The organism is Nocardia sp. NPDC127579, assembly GCF_042672005.1.
In the GTDB taxonomy this organism is placed as follows: Bacteria; Actinomycetota; Actinomycetes; order Mycobacteriales; family Mycobacteriaceae; genus Nocardia.
This window is the reverse complement of sequence record NZ_JBHXVZ010000001.1, coordinates 67266-82285: the sequence shown is the minus strand read 5'-3', so window position 1 is coordinate 82285 and position 15020 is coordinate 67266. Positions and strand designations below refer to the sequence as shown.

At 65.6% G+C, this 15020-nt stretch carries 23 protein-coding genes; 17 read left to right on the top strand and 6 right to left on the bottom strand.

Annotation, left to right across the window (positions count from 1 at the left end):
- Positions 1-18: 18 nt before the first annotated feature.
- Positions 19-1389, top strand: coding sequence for a tyrosine-type recombinase/integrase (locus ACFVMC_RS00490; RefSeq protein ID WP_379205651.1), 1371 nt, complete (start codon positions 19-21; stop codon positions 1387-1389).
- Between the two features lie 7 nt (positions 1390-1396).
- Here ACFVMC_RS00490 and ACFVMC_RS00485 read toward each other — a convergent pair whose 3' ends face one another.
- From ACFVMC_RS00485 to ACFVMC_RS00470, 4 genes are all read right to left on the bottom strand, one after another.
- Positions 1397-2185 carry a hypothetical protein gene (locus ACFVMC_RS00485; RefSeq protein ID WP_379205650.1) on the bottom strand — a complete coding sequence of 263 codons (789 nt, stop codon included), beginning with the start codon at positions 2183-2185 and terminating at the stop codon, positions 1397-1399.
- On the bottom strand, positions 2182-2409 hold the full coding sequence (locus ACFVMC_RS00480; RefSeq protein WP_379205649.1) for a hypothetical protein: 228 nt from the start codon (positions 2407-2409) through the stop codon (positions 2182-2184). The genes ACFVMC_RS00485 and ACFVMC_RS00480 overlap by 4 nt, the downstream gene beginning before the upstream one ends.
- 202 nt (positions 2410-2611) lie before the next feature.
- Positions 2612-3085: an ImmA/IrrE family metallo-endopeptidase gene (locus ACFVMC_RS00475; protein ID WP_379205648.1), complete on the bottom strand. Its 474-nt coding sequence runs from the start codon at positions 3083-3085 to the stop codon at positions 2612-2614.
- A 69-nt stretch (positions 3086-3154) separates the two neighbouring features.
- Positions 3155-3991, bottom strand: a complete 837-nt coding sequence (locus ACFVMC_RS00470) for a helix-turn-helix domain-containing protein (protein ID WP_379205647.1) — start codon at positions 3989-3991, stop codon at positions 3155-3157.
- Between the two features lie 606 nt (positions 3992-4597).
- Here ACFVMC_RS00470 and ACFVMC_RS00465 point away from each other — a divergent pair.
- From ACFVMC_RS00465 to ACFVMC_RS00400, 14 genes are all read left to right on the top strand, one after another.
- A complete protein-coding gene (locus ACFVMC_RS00465; protein ID WP_379205646.1) occupies positions 4598-5437 on the top strand; it encodes a phage antirepressor N-terminal domain-containing protein in 840 nt (279 codons plus the stop codon).
- Complete coding sequence (locus ACFVMC_RS00460; RefSeq protein WP_379205645.1) at positions 5434-5670, top strand: hypothetical protein; 237 nt, start codon at positions 5434-5436, stop codon at positions 5668-5670. The genes ACFVMC_RS00465 and ACFVMC_RS00460 overlap by 4 nt, the downstream gene beginning before the upstream one ends.
- Positions 5671-5755: 85 nt before the next feature.
- A complete protein-coding gene (locus ACFVMC_RS00455) occupies positions 5756-6067 on the top strand; it encodes a hypothetical protein (protein ID WP_379205644.1) in 312 nt (103 codons plus the stop codon).
- Positions 6067-6324 carry a hypothetical protein gene (locus ACFVMC_RS00450; RefSeq protein WP_379205643.1) on the top strand — a complete coding sequence of 86 codons (258 nt, stop codon included), beginning with the start codon at positions 6067-6069 and terminating at the stop codon, positions 6322-6324. The genes ACFVMC_RS00455 and ACFVMC_RS00450 overlap by 1 nt, the downstream gene beginning before the upstream one ends.
- The gene (locus tag ACFVMC_RS00445) at positions 6321-7142 is read left to right on the top strand and encodes a hypothetical protein (RefSeq protein ID WP_379205642.1); all 822 of its coding nucleotides are present in this window, start codon (positions 6321-6323) and stop codon (positions 7140-7142) included. Before ACFVMC_RS00450 ends, ACFVMC_RS00445 begins: the two co-directional genes overlap by 4 nt.
- Positions 7139-8077: a hypothetical protein gene (locus ACFVMC_RS00440; protein ID WP_379205641.1), complete on the top strand. Its 939-nt coding sequence runs from the start codon at positions 7139-7141 to the stop codon at positions 8075-8077. Before ACFVMC_RS00445 ends, ACFVMC_RS00440 begins: the two co-directional genes overlap by 4 nt.
- The gene (locus ACFVMC_RS00435) at positions 8074-8802 is read left to right on the top strand and encodes a hypothetical protein (protein ID WP_379205640.1); all 729 of its coding nucleotides are present in this window, start codon (positions 8074-8076) and stop codon (positions 8800-8802) included. Before ACFVMC_RS00440 ends, ACFVMC_RS00435 begins: the two co-directional genes overlap by 4 nt.
- Positions 8803-9651, top strand: a complete 849-nt coding sequence (locus ACFVMC_RS00430; RefSeq protein WP_379205639.1) for a hypothetical protein — start codon at positions 8803-8805, stop codon at positions 9649-9651. It begins immediately after the preceding gene.
- Positions 9651-9995, top strand: coding sequence for a hypothetical protein (locus tag ACFVMC_RS00425; RefSeq protein WP_379205638.1), 345 nt, complete (start codon positions 9651-9653; stop codon positions 9993-9995). The genes ACFVMC_RS00430 and ACFVMC_RS00425 overlap by 1 nt, the downstream gene beginning before the upstream one ends.
- The gene (locus tag ACFVMC_RS00420) at positions 9995-10228 is read left to right on the top strand and encodes a hypothetical protein (protein ID WP_379205637.1); all 234 of its coding nucleotides are present in this window, start codon (positions 9995-9997) and stop codon (positions 10226-10228) included. Before ACFVMC_RS00425 ends, ACFVMC_RS00420 begins: the two co-directional genes overlap by 1 nt.
- Positions 10225-10599, top strand: a complete 375-nt coding sequence (locus ACFVMC_RS00415; RefSeq protein WP_379205636.1) for a hypothetical protein — start codon at positions 10225-10227, stop codon at positions 10597-10599. The genes ACFVMC_RS00420 and ACFVMC_RS00415 overlap by 4 nt, the downstream gene beginning before the upstream one ends.
- 3 nt (positions 10600-10602) lie before the next feature.
- The gene (locus tag ACFVMC_RS00410; protein ID WP_379205635.1) at positions 10603-10773 is read left to right on the top strand and encodes a hypothetical protein; all 171 of its coding nucleotides are present in this window, start codon (positions 10603-10605) and stop codon (positions 10771-10773) included.
- The gene (locus tag ACFVMC_RS00405) at positions 10770-11819 is read left to right on the top strand and encodes a hypothetical protein (RefSeq protein WP_379205634.1); all 1050 of its coding nucleotides are present in this window, start codon (positions 10770-10772) and stop codon (positions 11817-11819) included. The genes ACFVMC_RS00410 and ACFVMC_RS00405 overlap by 4 nt, the downstream gene beginning before the upstream one ends.
- A 183-nt stretch (positions 11820-12002) precedes the next feature.
- Entirely contained in the window at positions 12003-12197 is a 195-nt protein-coding gene (locus ACFVMC_RS00400) for a hypothetical protein (RefSeq protein ID WP_379205633.1), read from the top strand.
- A 542-nt stretch (positions 12198-12739) separates the two neighbouring features.
- Here the strand turns inward: ACFVMC_RS00400 and ACFVMC_RS00395 are convergent.
- A complete protein-coding gene (locus ACFVMC_RS00395) occupies positions 12740-13321 on the bottom strand; it encodes a hypothetical protein (protein ID WP_379205632.1) in 582 nt (193 codons plus the stop codon).
- Positions 13322-13459: 138 nt separating this feature from the next.
- Here ACFVMC_RS00395 and ACFVMC_RS00390 point away from each other — a divergent pair, with 138 nt between their 5' ends.
- Positions 13460-13969, top strand: coding sequence for a hypothetical protein (locus tag ACFVMC_RS00390; protein WP_379205631.1), 510 nt, complete (start codon positions 13460-13462; stop codon positions 13967-13969).
- Between the two features lie 81 nt (positions 13970-14050).
- Positions 14051-14407, top strand: coding sequence for an HNH endonuclease (locus ACFVMC_RS00385; protein WP_379205630.1), 357 nt, complete (start codon positions 14051-14053; stop codon positions 14405-14407).
- Positions 14408-14517: 110 nt separating this feature from the next.
- Here ACFVMC_RS00385 and ACFVMC_RS00380 read toward each other — a convergent pair whose 3' ends face one another.
- Positions 14518-15012, bottom strand: a complete 495-nt coding sequence (locus ACFVMC_RS00380) for a hypothetical protein (protein WP_379205629.1) — start codon at positions 15010-15012, stop codon at positions 14518-14520.
- Positions 15013-15020 lie beyond the last annotated feature (8 nt).

Below are 15020 nucleotides of genomic sequence, written 5' to 3'. Positions count from 1 at the left end.
TTTGGCTACAGTAGAACCATGGCAGACATACAGTTGAGCGATGGTATTTGGACAGCCTCGGTCAACCTCACCGCCGAGTCCAAGGCGGATTTGATCAAGAAAGTCGCGGCGGTCGAACGGCTCGTCAAGAAGCTCGACAAGGAGACCGCCGGCCGTCGCCGAGCCAAGGGGGAGGGCGCGCTATTCAAGCGAGCCGATGGGATGTGGGTAGGGCAGATCGAGCTCGAGGCGGATCCGGATGGCACTCGGCGCCGCTCCAAGCCGGTCTATTCGAAGGATCACGCGACCGCGCTCAAGAAGCTCGCCGCGGTCAAGGAGAACCTCTCGAAGGGGCTCGACCAACTCGACCAGCGGCTCACGGTCAAGGACTGGCTCCTCGACACCTGGCTCGAGGACATCGCCAAGCCCCGGATGAAACCGCATCCGTGGAAGAGCTACCGGAGTCTCGTGCGGAACCAGATCATTCCGGCGATCGGGGAGCGGAAGATGGCGAAGCTCCAGCCGAAGGACATCCGGTTCATGCATAAGCACATCCTCGGCTCGACCTACACGCGTCGCGACAAAGCCACCGGCGAGAAGTACGAGGTGCACTACAGCACCCGTACAGTCGAAGCCGCGCACAACTGTCTGTCCGCCGCACTGAACGATGCCGTCGGCGAGAACAAGGCTCACCGCAACGTGTGCGAGTTGGTCACCAAACCGCCAGTGCTGTCGCAGCCACGTGGCGCGCTCACCACTGAGCAGGCGCGTGCGGTGCTCCTGGCGGCACATCGAGGCAACGATCGGATGGTCACCCGGTGGGCCGCGGGCTTGATGCTCGGCGGCCGCCAGGGCGAAGTTCTCGGATTGCAGTGGGACCGAGTCGATTTCAAGAAGGGCACGCTCGATCTGTCGTGGCAGCTGGAGTGGCTGCCGTTGAAGCGAGACGCGAAGCCCGACGATCCGGACCGGTTCGACGTGCGGCCCGGCTTCGAACACATTCCGCTCTGGCGCGGCGCCGCGCTGACCCGGCCGAAAACCCAGAAGTCCGAGCGACTGATCCCGCTGCCGGCCCCGTTGGCAGCGATCCTGGAAGTGCACAGGAAGAAGTGCGAGCCGAACCCGTGGGGTCTGGTGTGGGTGTCCGGCAACGGCACCCCGATCTCGGACCGCGACGACCGCGAGGCATGGTCGGACGCTCAGTCGCGTGCCGAGGTTCCGGAGACCGAGGTGCACGGAATGCGCGGAACGACGGCAACGCTACTGCTCGAGGCCGGCGTCGATGTGAAGATCATCCAGGCCATCATGGGCCATGCCAGCGAGATCACCACTCGCGGTTACCAATTCGTCGACCTTGCGCTGGCCAGAAGAGCGCTTGGCAACCTGCATGGTCTGCTCGAGTTGGCATAGTCGGTGATCAATCGAGGGGATACACCTGTGATGCTTTTGCGCTCTCGTACGCCATCAGGTGGGGTATCCCCAGAGCGAAGTACTGCACCCACAGGTGCCAGATTCGCCGCCACTGCGGATCGGCCGGCTCGAGTTCTTTCACGGGTAGCCCTGCGCCGATCGCCTCTCGGGCGCCGATGACCGCACTGTGCGAGCTGGGTGCGCTGATGAGTGGCTTGTGGATCTTCTTACACAGATCGCGAATATCGGCGTCACTGCGATCGGGGTTGCTACTGACCGCTTTTCGGACGATGTCACCGGTGGCGGTCAATGCTGAGCGTGCCTGCTGTGCGGTGGTGGCATTGATGCCGGTAAGCATCGCGGTGTGCAGCCGCCACGTATCCGGTCGCTTCTCAACTTCTCTCATCGCACGGTCGACCGCGGTGATGAGATCCTTAGCGCTCGCCCATCGGCGTTCTCCTAGTGGAATTTGAGGATCGACCGGGCCGAGATCGGAGGTCGGTCCCATGATGATCTGGTGGGCGCCGAGCGCGACGATGGTAGCCGCGCTCTTCGCCGAATCCGGTACGACAACTGTGAATTCACGACTGGCTTTCTGGCACATCCGGGCCAAGCGGACTGCGGCGTCGCCGTCGCCGCCCGGCGAGTACAGCATGAGATGGAGATCTTTGCTGTGGTCGACCGCCTCGAGGAGTTCTGCCAGATAGGTGACGCTGGCCGGGTAGATCAAGTCGATCATCACGACCAGGTTGCAGTCGTGCGCCTGCTGATACTCCTCGATGAGTGTGCGCCTCAAGTATCGGTCCTCGTTTTGCGCACGGAAAAGTGGTGTGTAGGTGACGGGCCGGGTGGCGCCGTTGGCGGATCCGGATCCTGTTGGGGTGCTGGCTGATTCGATGCCATGAACTCCTTCCCCAGTTCCATGGCCTCGATCGTCTGTCGACGCTGCTCTTCCCAATTGAGATCCCCCTTGCTGACTCCTGCCGGCGGCGGCAGCAGGTACTCGTTCGCATCGCTCATCGTCCCCTCCTTCGCTCCGTTACGCAATCGGCGCGGCCCGTTACGGGGGCGCGATGCAAACGCGAGCGTCTTTCATTGCAGACTCTCGCCCGTGCGGCGAGGTGCCCCAGGTGCTTCCGGGACACAGACATACTGCTATATGGGTACGACAACCTTCGCTCAAGCGTTCGAGGCTGAGTATGTGCTAGCGGGTTAGCGAGTTTCAGGCGTTCACGATGTTCCATGGCCGTCGTCGTGCCAATTCCGCGTTGATGTGCTGAAGGTCCGTACTTGCAATGTGGCGCAGCCGAATTCGTAGAGTTGGCACGTCGACCCATAGCTCCTCGGCGAGTTCGCGGGGATCTTCCAAGGACACCCACATCAGCGCCGCGGTGAGATCGGGCAGGGGTATCAACCGCTCGGCGGCAATGATGCTGACTCGTCGCTCTTCGCGCGCAGCCAGTTGCGGTTGAGGTGGGACGGGGCCGCGCTCGAGGTGAACTATCTCGTGGGTGAGCGCGCACCGGCGCTCGGCTTGGCCTAGGCGGCGGTCGAGATAGATGCCGTCACTCGTCCATGACGCACGCTTTCTGCCTGGCAGTAGCTCAAGGCAGCTGACGCCGATGTGTGGGTATTCCCGTCCGAGGTGGCGCCACGGATGCCACCGCTCACGCATTCCCGAGGCTGCTGTCCCCATTCGCCAGATTCAAACATATGTGCGATAGGGATTGCTAGGGTGTGGCTCGTCGCAGTCCGATCTCGGCGTTCAGTCCTCGTCGGGCTCGTACGCTGCCAGTTCGTTCTGCGGGTTCCAGCGTGGCATCGGCGTGGCTTTGTTGATTACACGGCGACGGGGCCGGGCGATATTTCCGCTTTGTTCGGCTCGCCGGGGGCGCGTCGCACCTGGCGGCGCCGCTCGGGACTGCATACGGGCCGTGCTGTCGGATCGTTTCGGCTCCTGTCGTTCCGGAGCAGCCGCGGATGGTGTTGCTGGGCCTGGAGTGGTGGCGCCAGCCTTTTCGATTCGAGCTTGGACCTCGCGGTACTCATCCAGAATCGTTTGCATCAAGTCGATCTCTGGCTCGATGTAGAACAGCAAGCCGGATCGGATCAGCAAGGTGAACCCGGCTTGCGCAAATCGTTCCACGTCTGCGGGGGGTGCTCCAAGTTCTAGCGCCTTGGTCGCCGTCGCCCAGCTCGCATGAATCCCTTGGGCCAGTTCTCCTGCTAACACGGCCGTGCGCTCGGGGTCTTGTTCCATGCCGTCCCGAATGTTTGCAGCCTGGTCCCACAGGCGGCTGATGAGTAGTTCGTGTCCGGTATCGCTCAGTGTGACCCGCTGATCTTGCTCGATGGGTGCGTGCCGGAGTGTCGTGGGCTCTCCGCCGTCGAGGATTTCCTTCGAGCTGCCAACTGCCCACCCGAGAGCGGCGTCGAGTTTCCGGAGAGTGGAAGGGCTGACCGACTTCGCTACGCCCTTCTCGATGCCCGTTTGTGTGGTGTCTGACGGGCCACCGGCCTGCGCCACCTCTTGCTGGGTGAGGCCGAGCTCCAGTCGTCGGCTCTTCACGGCCTGCCCCAGCCTGGCCATGTTTGCTTCCATATCTTGGAACTTACCCAAGAGTTGGGCAAACCCAAACCTTTTCCAGAAAGTCGCAGGACAGGAGGGGTATTTCAGATCACGCCAGTGGAGAACATGGGGAATCAAAGGGAAAGAGAAGGGAAATCAGCGGAACTTCCGAGAGCAAGTTTGCCCAAGGCTGCCTTGCCTGGTCCCAAGGTTTGCTTTACGCTCGGCGGCGTGTCCCCAAGATCAACCCAAAGTAAGGATTTGACCCTGGCTCGGCAGGCCGTGCAACCACCGTACGTTTCGCTCAAGCATCTGAGGGGCGTTGTCGGTGTCACCCTGGATGGGCTGCGAGATCGCATCGAGGAGGAAACCGGGCACCGCTACACCCGCGGCACTCTGTCGGCCATCGAGAACGGGCACCGCGGAGCGAGCACGGAGATGCTAGGCGCGCTCGAGCTCGCCTTCGGATTGCCGCTGGGCTCACTGGACACGCAGTACCAGCCGCGTCACGGGCCTCGTGCCGACGGCAAGCCACCCGACGTAGCACCCATCGACAAAGAAGACGGAACCCGGCCATCCGACCAAGAACACCCGGGCCCCGTCATTTCCACACTCCAACCACCACAAGAGGGCTGAAGCATGTCCGACCATAACCTGCCGGTAGCCGCGAACAGCAGTTCGATGGCGAACAGTCTCGTGAGGATCCCCATCCCCGGGACCGACCAAACTCTGCTCGCGACCACCCTCGGCGGCAAGCCTTTCGCTGCACTTCGGCCCATGTGCGAGGCCCTGGGCATCGCTTACTCGGCACAGCTGCAAAAGCTGCGAACCAAGTCCTGGGCAACCGTGTCGATCAGCAACACGGTTGCCAGCGATGGGAAGTCGCGCGAGATGGCGATGATCGACCGCCGCACGATCAGCATGTGGCTGGCCACGATCGACGAGAACCGCGTCGCCGACGACGCTCGGCCGACGATCCAGGCATTCCAGCGTGAGGCGGCCGACGCACTCGACGCCTACTTCAACGACGGCGGAGCCATCAATCCCGGCGCCACGGTCGATCAGCTCGACGCCCTCGTGGTTCGGGCGATCGCGCAGGCCAATCTGATCGCCGCCCTCCGCGGCATCATCGACCCGAAGCACCTCGAGGCCAAGGCTCGTGCGGTGCTCGCTCGCGGCCTCGGCGAGCTGCCGGAGATCGCGCCCCGGGATGTCCCGCTGTACGTCAGCGACTACCTCAAGGGCCGCGGCCTGGCCTCGGACATGATCGCGGCCAAGGCATCCGGCTTCGGCAAGCGGTTGAAGGGCCTGTACATTGCCGAGCACGGCGACGCGCCGCAGAAGGCGTTCCAGGAGCTACCGAACGGCACCGTACGCGAGGTATTCGCCTATACGGAAGCCGACCGGCCGTTGTTCGACCAGGTGTGGAACCGCCACTATGAGGGCGTGACCCGCGCGGCGGGAGAACACGCGGCATGAGTGCGAAGTTCGATCAGCCACAACAGATCTCGTACAACGTCCGCCAGGCGTTCGAAGCGACGGGAATCAGCGAGCCCTCGCTGCGTCGCCTGGTCCGCGAGGCCAAGATCGCCGCCCGCTACTTCGGCTCGACGATCCTGATCGACGCCGAATCCCTTGCGGGCTATGTGCGTTCGCTACCCAGCGAGCGGCAGATCGACCGTGAGTGCGCTGCGAATCGGGGCGCCGCATGATCGCCTGGATTTACCCGCTCGTCGCGTTCGGAACCTGGTTGGTTGCGGGCATGGTCCTGGCTTGGGTGCTGATGGGTGGCCGCCGATGAGCGCCGGGCACGCTGGTCTGTATGGCTGCCATCCGGTCGGAATAGCCAGTCTGGCACAGGATCTCGAGTGGGCCGGACAGGAGGAATTCGCCGACCGCTCCCAGGCGCTCCTTGATGAGTTCCGTGCCGAGGCCAAGGTGCTCGCGGCGTATCCGCCCGGCGTGATGGTCGACGCCCGGATGGTCGGGCGGCGTCTGCTCGACCTGTTCAGCGAGTCGGCTGCCGAGCCGCCCGGAGGCATCGATGACGGCGCCGAGGGGGATCGGCCGCACGACCGCGCCGTCGATGCCCGAGCGGGGGTGTGGTGATGGCGCGCTACACCGATCACGACCAGCTCGGGGCCGCGGCGCTGGAGTTGTGCGAAGCGGTGCGCGAGATCGGACCGTTGGAGCTGTACCGGCGCCTGGCTGCGCACTGCGTGCGTGATCCGGAACGGATGGCCCAGATCCTGATGTGCCTGGCCGCGTGGGTCGACTACGACGGCCCGGCCGGCGCGCTCACCGATCGCGCCGCCGCGATCGTCGAGTGCAGGGTGCAGTCGGCGGGAGCGAGATCGGCGTCATGACGGCGTTCGTCGCGCCGATCCGGCGCAAGTCGGCCGGACGCTCGCACTACTACGTCGACGGTGCCGGCACCCGAATGCCCGGTGTGACCACCATTCTCGGCGCCGGCGTGCCGAAGAAGGCACTCATCGACTGGGCCGCGAACGCGACCGCGGACTACGCGGTGAACAACTGGGAGACCCTCGGCGACCTCGCGGTCGCTGCCCGGTTGAACAAACTGCGCAAGGCCCGCTACGAGGAACGCGACGCCGCGGCCAACCGCGGCACCCAGGTACACGCGCTCGCCGAGCAGCTCGTGCGCGGTGACACGGTGTCGGTTCCCGAGGAACTACGTGGGCACGTCGAATCGTACGTGCGGTTCCTGGACCTGTTCGACGCCGAGCCCGTGCTGATCGAGTTCGTCGTCGCCTCGTACCGATTCGGCTACGCGGGCACCGCCGACCTGATCGCTGACCTGGTCATGCCCGGTGAGACCGATCCGGTGCGGTGGCTGCTGGACATCAAGACCAACCGCTCCGGTGTGTACGGCGAGACCGCGTTGCAGCTGGCCGCTTACCGGCATGCCGATGTCTATCTCGACGCCGACGGCGCCGAGCAACCCATGATCCCGGTCGAACGCGCCGGGGTCGTTCACGTTCGCGCGGACGGGTTTTCGCTGGTCCCGGTCACCGCCGACCAGGCGCAGTTGCGGACCTTCCGCTACGTCCAGCAGATCGCGGCGTTCGTCGACGAATCGCCCGCGCTGATCGGCGCCCCCATCGACCCACCCGACGCCGACGGCGAGATCGCCCGCGTCGTCTACGAAAGGCCCACCCTGTGACCCAGATCGAGCACTACACCGCCCCCGCCGCCCCAGCACCGGTCGAACCGAACGTCGAGCTCGACGGCTGGTTCTCCGCATTCTCCAACATCGTTCGCCTGTCGGATTACATCGCCGAGACCGAGTTCGTGCCCGAAGCGATGCGCCGCAAACCGGCCGCGGTCGCCGCGGCGATCCTGACCGGCCGCGAGATGGGTATCCCGCCCATGACCGCGCTGCGTCACATCCACATCGTCAAGGGCAAGCCCGGCCAGTCCGCCGAACTCATGCGCGCCCAGGCGATGCGCGCCGGGCACGAGATCCGGTTCGTCGAAACCTCCGACACCCGATGCGTGATCGAGGGCCGCCGCCGCGACGAATCCGACTGGACCCGAGTGGCTTTCAGCGCCGCCCAAGCCAAGACTGCGGGCATCAACCTCGGCGGCTACGCCGAGGACAAGCTCGTCGCCCGCGCGTCGTCGCGGTTGTGCCGCCGCAAGTTCGCCGACGCCATCTCCGGTCTGCCCACCGTCGACGAAATCGAGGACGGCGTCGACGAGCAGGCCGTCGCGCCGATCCAGGCCAGTGCGCAACGGTTGGATACGCCACCGACTCCGGCGCCGGAGACCGTACAGCGCAAGCGCAAGCCCCGTCGGTCCGCCGAACCGAAAGCCGCGGCCGCGCCGGTGGCAGAGCCCGCCGGTGACGAGCCGCCGCTGCCCGGCGACGAGCCGCCTGTCACCGACGTGGCCGCGATGAGCGTTGTGGCACAACACCAGAAGCTGGCGATCCTGCTCGACGAGCACGGCGTCACCGAGCGTGCCGACAAGCTCGCCTACCTGACCGAGCAGTTCGGCCGCGAGTTCACCAGTTCGAAAGAACTCACCCATGCCGAAGCGTCCCAGCTGATCACGTTCCTCGCCCAGCCAGCCGCGGCCGAAGGGGGCGAGCAGTGATCGAGGTTCTCGTCCTGCCCGGCACAGGCCACCCGCGCGGCGGTGACGGTGTCAGCGAGGCGTTCATGGCCGCCCTCGACCCGGCCAGGTTCCGGCCCAGGATCGTCGCCTACCCGGCTGCCTACGGCGACCCGATGCCCTACGGGCGGTCGCGGGAGCTCGGCCGCGCGGCGCTGATCACCGCGATTCGCGCCACGCCCGAGCTGGTGGTGATCGCCGGATACAGCCAGGGAGCCGGTATCGCTGGTGACCTCGCGGCCGAGATCAGCACGGGGGTCTTGCCCGACCTCGAGGTGCTCGGCTGTGCCCTGATCGCAGACCCTGCCCGCCCCAGCGGTTCCGGCTGCCCGGGAGCGCCGACCGCGTCGGGCTACGGCGTCGCAGGGCAGCGGCCCATCCCAGGGATTCCGACATGGTGGGCCGCGGCCGAGGGCGACCCGATCACCGCGTTGCCCGCCGGGAATCCGTTGCGCTCGGTCGCCGATCTGTCCGAGTGGTACGGCCTCTCCAGCCCGGACGCGGTCTGTCGCTGGGGTGAGGATCTGGTCGAGCTGGTGCGCGAGCGCACCTTTCAGCGTTGGTGGTCGGTTCAGCATTGGCGCAGCTGGGCAGGAGCGATGGCGTATGCGCGCGGCTACCTGGTCGACGGCCGCCACGGCGCCGATTACGTCCGCCACGGGCACGTGCAGGCCCTCGCTGCGGCGGTCAACGACGAGGTGGGATAGGTGCCCTGGTTCAAGGTCGATGACAACCTCGCCTTCCACGGCAAGACCATCGCCGCGGGCAACGCGGCCATGGGCCTGTGGGTGCGGGCGGGTTCGTGGTGCTCGCAGATGCTCACCGACGGATTCGTTCCCGCGCACATGATCTCCTCGCTCGGTAAACCGGCCGAGGCCAAACGACTCGTCGAGGCCGGCCTGTGGCATCGCGTGGACGGCGGATACCGGTTCCACGAATGGGACGAACGCCAACCGTCCAAGGCCGCGACCGAACAGCGCCGCACCGAGGCCAAACAGCGAATGCAGCGCGCACGCGCAGCCAAACGTGGCGACCGTGACGCGGATGTTCGCGCGAACGACCACGACACCGGCGGCGAACGTTCGCACGAACCAGCGCGCACGTTCGACGATCGTGCGCATAACCCCGACCCGACCCGTCCCGACCCGAAAGAAACAACGACGCACCCCGAGCGGCAATCTCACGTAACCAGCGCGCCCGAGAATCAGGAGCAGCCGCGCGGCCCGGCCATCGACGCCCAGGGCTGGAAACTGGTGCGCGAGACCGTTCCTGGCGAGCACCCGCACGCCACCCGCACCGATCTAGCCATCCGCGCCGGTGCCCTGCTGCACTCCGGCACCCCGGAATCCGATGTACGCCAGGCACTCACGCTGTGGCTGGACAAACCCAAACTCGGGCCCGGCGCGCTGCCGTCGCTGGTCTCGGAGGTGGTCCGCAACCGAGCCAGACCGTACGGGCCCGCCGTCGACGGCGCTGCCACCACGAAAGCCCGTGGCTGGCTCGAACTGGGAGCGCAACTCGACCCGAACCCGCACGAGCAGAGAGCGATCCAGTGATGACCCCTGCCGAAGCAACCCGGGTTCTGGCGAAATGCGCTTGCTACGACCCGGTATTCAGCCGCCCGGACCCCGCGCTGGCTACCGGGTGGGCCGAAGCGTTCAGCCGCTACGACCTCACCCTCGCGGATCTGCTCGACGCCGTCACCCGCCACTACTGCGAGTCCGCCGACCGCGCCATGCCCGTGCACCTGATCCGCCACGCCCGCGACATCCGCCGCGACCGAGCCGAACGCGAAAAGGCCGGAATCCCAGCACTTCCCGCACCACCCGCAGGGCCGTCGCGCCGCGCCGAGGTCATGCGCTTGGTGCGTGCACTCGCCGACCGCAAGGCGGTGGACTGATGGCCAGCAACGTGATCCCGCTGCACCGGCCACCGCGGGCACAGCGCAGCCAAGACGAACAGGCCCTGCACACCTTCGCCCTCGCACGGGTCGACTGCCCCGACTGCCCCGCAACAGCCGGAAACCCTTGTGTGCGGCTCGATCACGCGGACGGCTGGCGTGAGACCCGGATCCTGCACCCGCGTCGTGTCCTGGCCGCGAAACAGCTCATTACCTCGGAGGCGATCCGATGAGCCGGTCCCGTGCCAGCGCCAGAGCCGCTGGGACTCGCCACGAGACCGCTGTCGCCCGCTACCTCGCCGAGGCACTCGACGACGACCGGATCGAACGCCGCGCCCGCACCGGCGCCCGAGACCGCGGCGACATCGCCGGCGTTCGCGCGCCCGGCGGCGGACGCATCGTCATCGAGTGCAAGAACGTCACCCGGCTCGATCTCGCCGGATGGGCGGCCGAGGCCGAGATCGAACGCGGCAACGACGACGCCCTCGCTGCCGTCGTCGTGCACAAGCGCCACGGCGTCAGCGAACCCGGCGACCAATGGGTCACGTTGACGCTGCGCGACCTCGCGGCCCTGCTGGTCGGCCATCGACCCGAGGAGAGCTGAGCAATGCCCTGGTACGACCCCTACGACGAATTCACCCGCCGCCGCGGCAACCCGACCATCGACGAGCGGCCCGGACCACCACCACGCCTGCTCGACGCCGAAGCCGTCACCACGCTTCAGCCGGGCACCCCTGCGCCGCGTCGGTGGTGGGACGCGATTCGGAGGCGGCTGTGAGCACCTCATGTGGCGTCTGCACGCGCCTGGTCGGCGACCGGCTCACGTTGTGTGAGCAGTGCGGCGAGACCCTCGTCGCCGAGCTGCTGGCCGTGCCCGGCCTGCTCGCCGACCTCGAAACCGCACGCAGCGGGCAAGCTCGCCTCGACGCCGGACGGACCGGCGGACGATCCGCCGAGGCGCCGCTGCCGATCAAGGACACCGCGAGCGAGCACCGCGGCCGCGGTGTCCGCCTGCTCGGTGAACGGGACACGACCGCACTGTCGACCGCACTGCACGGATGGGCGCGAGTGCTGGCCGAGCACCTCGGCGTCGAGATCCCCATGGAGGCCCGCTCCCTCGCGGTCCTGGCCGCCAACGCCCGGGTCACCAGCATGGCGGCCGCGGTGCCCGCGCTCGTCGTCGAGCACCGGCTCAGCGGCGGAAAGCCTGTGCGCGAAGCCCGGTTCAGTCGGCGGACCTCGGCACAGCTCATTGCACCTGTACAGCTCGACGAACGACTCGCGGTGTGGCTGGCCAGCCACCCGCACGAGCTCCGCCAGCTCGACGCCGCCGAGGAAACCTACAACGACATCGTCGGCGCCGTCGCACGCCTGCGCCGCACTGTCGACCGTCGCGCCGATCAGCGCTATCTCGGTCGCTGCCCGAACTTGCTCGCCGACCAAACCAAGTGCGCTGCGAACCTTTCCGCCGAGCCTGATGCGGCATGGGTTCGCTGTCCGCGCTGCCGCCAACAGCACGAGGTCCGCCACCTCGAAGACCAGGCCGCCGCCGCGGCCCGCGAAATGCTGTGCACCATGCCGGAATTGCTGCGCGCTTGCGCGGCCGTCGGCTCACCGATCGCACGCCGTACCGGGTACCGCTGGGCCGCCGAGCAGCGCCTCACGCGCCGAGCCTGGCTCATCCGCGGTCGTGTCGGCGTCCGCATCACCGACCTGCACGAGCCCGGCGCGGTACCGGTCTACCGAGTGGGTGATGCGCTCGACCTGGCGTGCCGCGAGCCTGTCGCAGCGTCGAACAGCGCTGCAAGATCGAACGTGCCGTGATCAGGTGCTATCGTGGATGGCACCTCGAAGCCGGTACTGACAACCCGACCCCAAATGTCGGCGACAGTACCGGTTTTCGCATGTCGCTGGCCTTTTCTCCCTGGAAGCCGGGGTAGCGTGGATCCGTTCCCGGTTATTCGTGTGTGGTGGCAACCGAGCCGTCCATATGAGAAAGGGTGTCGCATGATTCAGAGACAGGTACGCGCAGATCAGCTGCCGAACCACATCGGTAGCTACGTTCTGGGCCAGGGTGTTCTCACGAGCGCCACCGTCGTCCCTGATGGCGACATCGTGCTTGTCCAGTTCGGCAAAGGTTTCAGCCTCAAAGAATCAACATTCGCCCCCGAGGAAACTGTCACCATCGAAACCGAGAACTAGGGCAGCCCTGAGCGTGCCAGTTGAGCCGTTGCGGGCCGCCCGAGGTAGCAGCCGTCGCAGGCTGTCCGGCCAGACCCGAATCCGACGGGCGGGCACCCAGGTGCGGTGGATCGAGTTGGGAAAGCGAGACACGTCGAGCACTTATAGGCTTGATGCATGAAACATACCAAGGTCGATGACCTGCTAGACCAGCCGTGCCCCCGCTGCGGCGCCGCGCTCAAACAGTACAAGAAAGCCCGCCGTAGCCCCCAGGGCGAGTGGGAATGGATCCATGACGGAGGACCGGTGTGCGACACCGCCGGCTGTCGCTGACTGCTCCACCACTCAGCGGCCCTAGCTGAGTATGGCGAACCCGCATTGAAAGGACTCTGCTGGCGCGGCATCGTGGCGGGCGCGCTGTTGGTTGTGTGTGCTGCGCGCAGAATCTCGCCGTCAATCATTCGCAATGCGCGGGTACGCGGCGGTTCCAAGGCGGGCCTGCTACTGCATGCTGTGCAATAACCGGCGGGGCGAGGGATCGCGACAACCGGCGCGTCCGGCGCTTAGTCGGCAGCGCGGCGGACATGGAGGAAACGTCTTCTGATGGGCGTTGCTTGCTCGAGGCGAGCGGCACGAGCAAGCCGCTGGAATTCTTCATGTGCCACTGCCGCCAGGCGGCCGACGAGAGCATCTAGCTGGTCCACGTTCTCCTCGAGCTCGTCCAGATGCGGGTCGTCGTAGTCTAGTTCCGGATGATCCAGTACGTACCACGAGGCGGACTGGGTCTCGCCGATCTGGTCACGTAGTTCACGGCATACTCGAGAAACACCGGGTGCGTCGAGCATCTCAAGCGTTGTGGCGGATAGCAGCAGCTTCCGGTAGAACTCGTCTGTTTCGCCTCTGAGTTCAGCGATGCTCGGTTTGGATAGCCGGGTCCAGATGTTGTGGAACTCGTCGTGCGCGACGTGAGCGGTTTCGAGAGCCTCGGCGCACTGCCGAAGGACAGTCTCTCGCTGCCACTTTCGGAACTCGCGCACGTCGGCGGCGGCAATGGCAGCGCGATTCGTCTGATTGTTGATTCGAATGCCGATGAGCGTCACCGAAGCGATGACGAGAGAACTGATCAGCGGGAGCCACGGCGTCACGCTCACAGCATCTCACCAAGCACTGACGAGGCGCTGGAATTCGGTCGGTGACCGGCCCAGGTTCTTGGCGAAGACCGCCAGATCAATGAGAATGGACCCAGGTACAAGCCCAGCAACGGTGCAGACTACGGGGGATTCATGACAGCGGCGATGGCGGCTGCGGTGGCGGCGACATTGGGGATCATCATCGGGCGGTTTTGGGATGTTCGATCCGAAGCGGCTCGTTGGCGCCGCGACCAGATGACGGCCAGTTACCAGCGAATGGCGGAGGTCTTTCGCAAGACCACCGAGGGAATCAGGGCCGTCGCGTTGACCGCTCCAGGCGACGAGCTGTTCGCAGAGAAGGTCGATCGGGTGCGGGCCGACAGCAGTTGGGACGATGCCTATTCGGCGGTTTGGCTGCATGGATCTCCAGCGGTGGTCGAGGCGGCGAGAGAGCTCGACCTTGCAATGACCGAACTCTTCTACGATGCCCAAGATGGGGCGCATCGGATCGAGGATTGGTATCGCCTTCGGATTCCGGCGCGCGATGCATTCGAGAACTTCCTTGAGGCAGTCCGAGATGAGTTGAAGCTCAAAGTTGTTGCAGTGAAGTACTTTCCGGATGTCCCCCGTCAGGTTCCATCGCCAGTACCAGAGCGGCCATGACCACCGAGCCTTCCGGCATGCCGACATCTGGGCTACCTGACTCGCCACCCCGAGGATTTCGTCGCCGACGTAGCGCACGGAATGCCTTGCACGATGGCCGAATTGCTGCGGGCGTGCAGCAGCGCAGTCTCGATGGCCTGGTCTCGCGAGCCTGACCGCTACCGCGGTGTGCAACGAGGGCAGGCTGCTCGGATCCGGCGGCGAGACCGCCACACCTGCCAGCAGTGTGGCCAGCCAGGTCACGAGGTTGACCATATCCAGAACGTCAAGGGTGACGGCTGCGATGAAGACAGCAACCTCCGAGTGCTGTGCACTGCGTGCCACAACACCAAGACCCAGGGCGAAGCAGCGGTCGGCCGAGCCAAGCGGAGCCGCTACCGCGAGCCGGAAGAGCATCCTGGACGACTGCCGTGGCGCACCCACGGGGGTGGGGGATGACCCTCGATCGGGCCAGCGGACGGCGGTACGCATAGCACCTCCGACCATGCGTGCGTCGTTCTCGGCATTTTTCCAGCTCGCCCGTTGTGCCGTTCGTCAATGTGTAGGCCCTAGCAAACGAGGCCTAGAAAGATGCCGAGCATGGTGATGCTGATTCCCGCGAGTGCGATGCTCAGGTCACAGAATGTTGCTCGTATGGTGTGTGTTTGAACGGCCGAAACCGCCTGCTCGATGGCGTGGCGGGAACTGTCCGCCTGAGCCTGCTGGGCCGCAACGAGCTTTTCGATCCGTACCCGATGTCGCTGCAGGTCAGCGCCTACTGCTGTCAAATGATCAGCAACTTGCTCAGCGAGTGGTTTGTTGTCATCGAACTTAATGGGATGCACCTCGACATCAGACGAATCTGTTGACGATATTGAGTCATCGGCGAGAGCGTCGACTTTGACGATCTGCTGCGCGCGGGCAAGGTTCTGCCAGAACTCCTGAGCGCCCTCCCACACAATCCCGCGAAGCCGTCGGTTCGAGGCCCGATTCCAGGCGAACACGAGGCCTCCAGCTGTTACCCCAGCGCCAAACAGTTCGACCCAGCCGCTGACAGTGTCCACAAACCGAC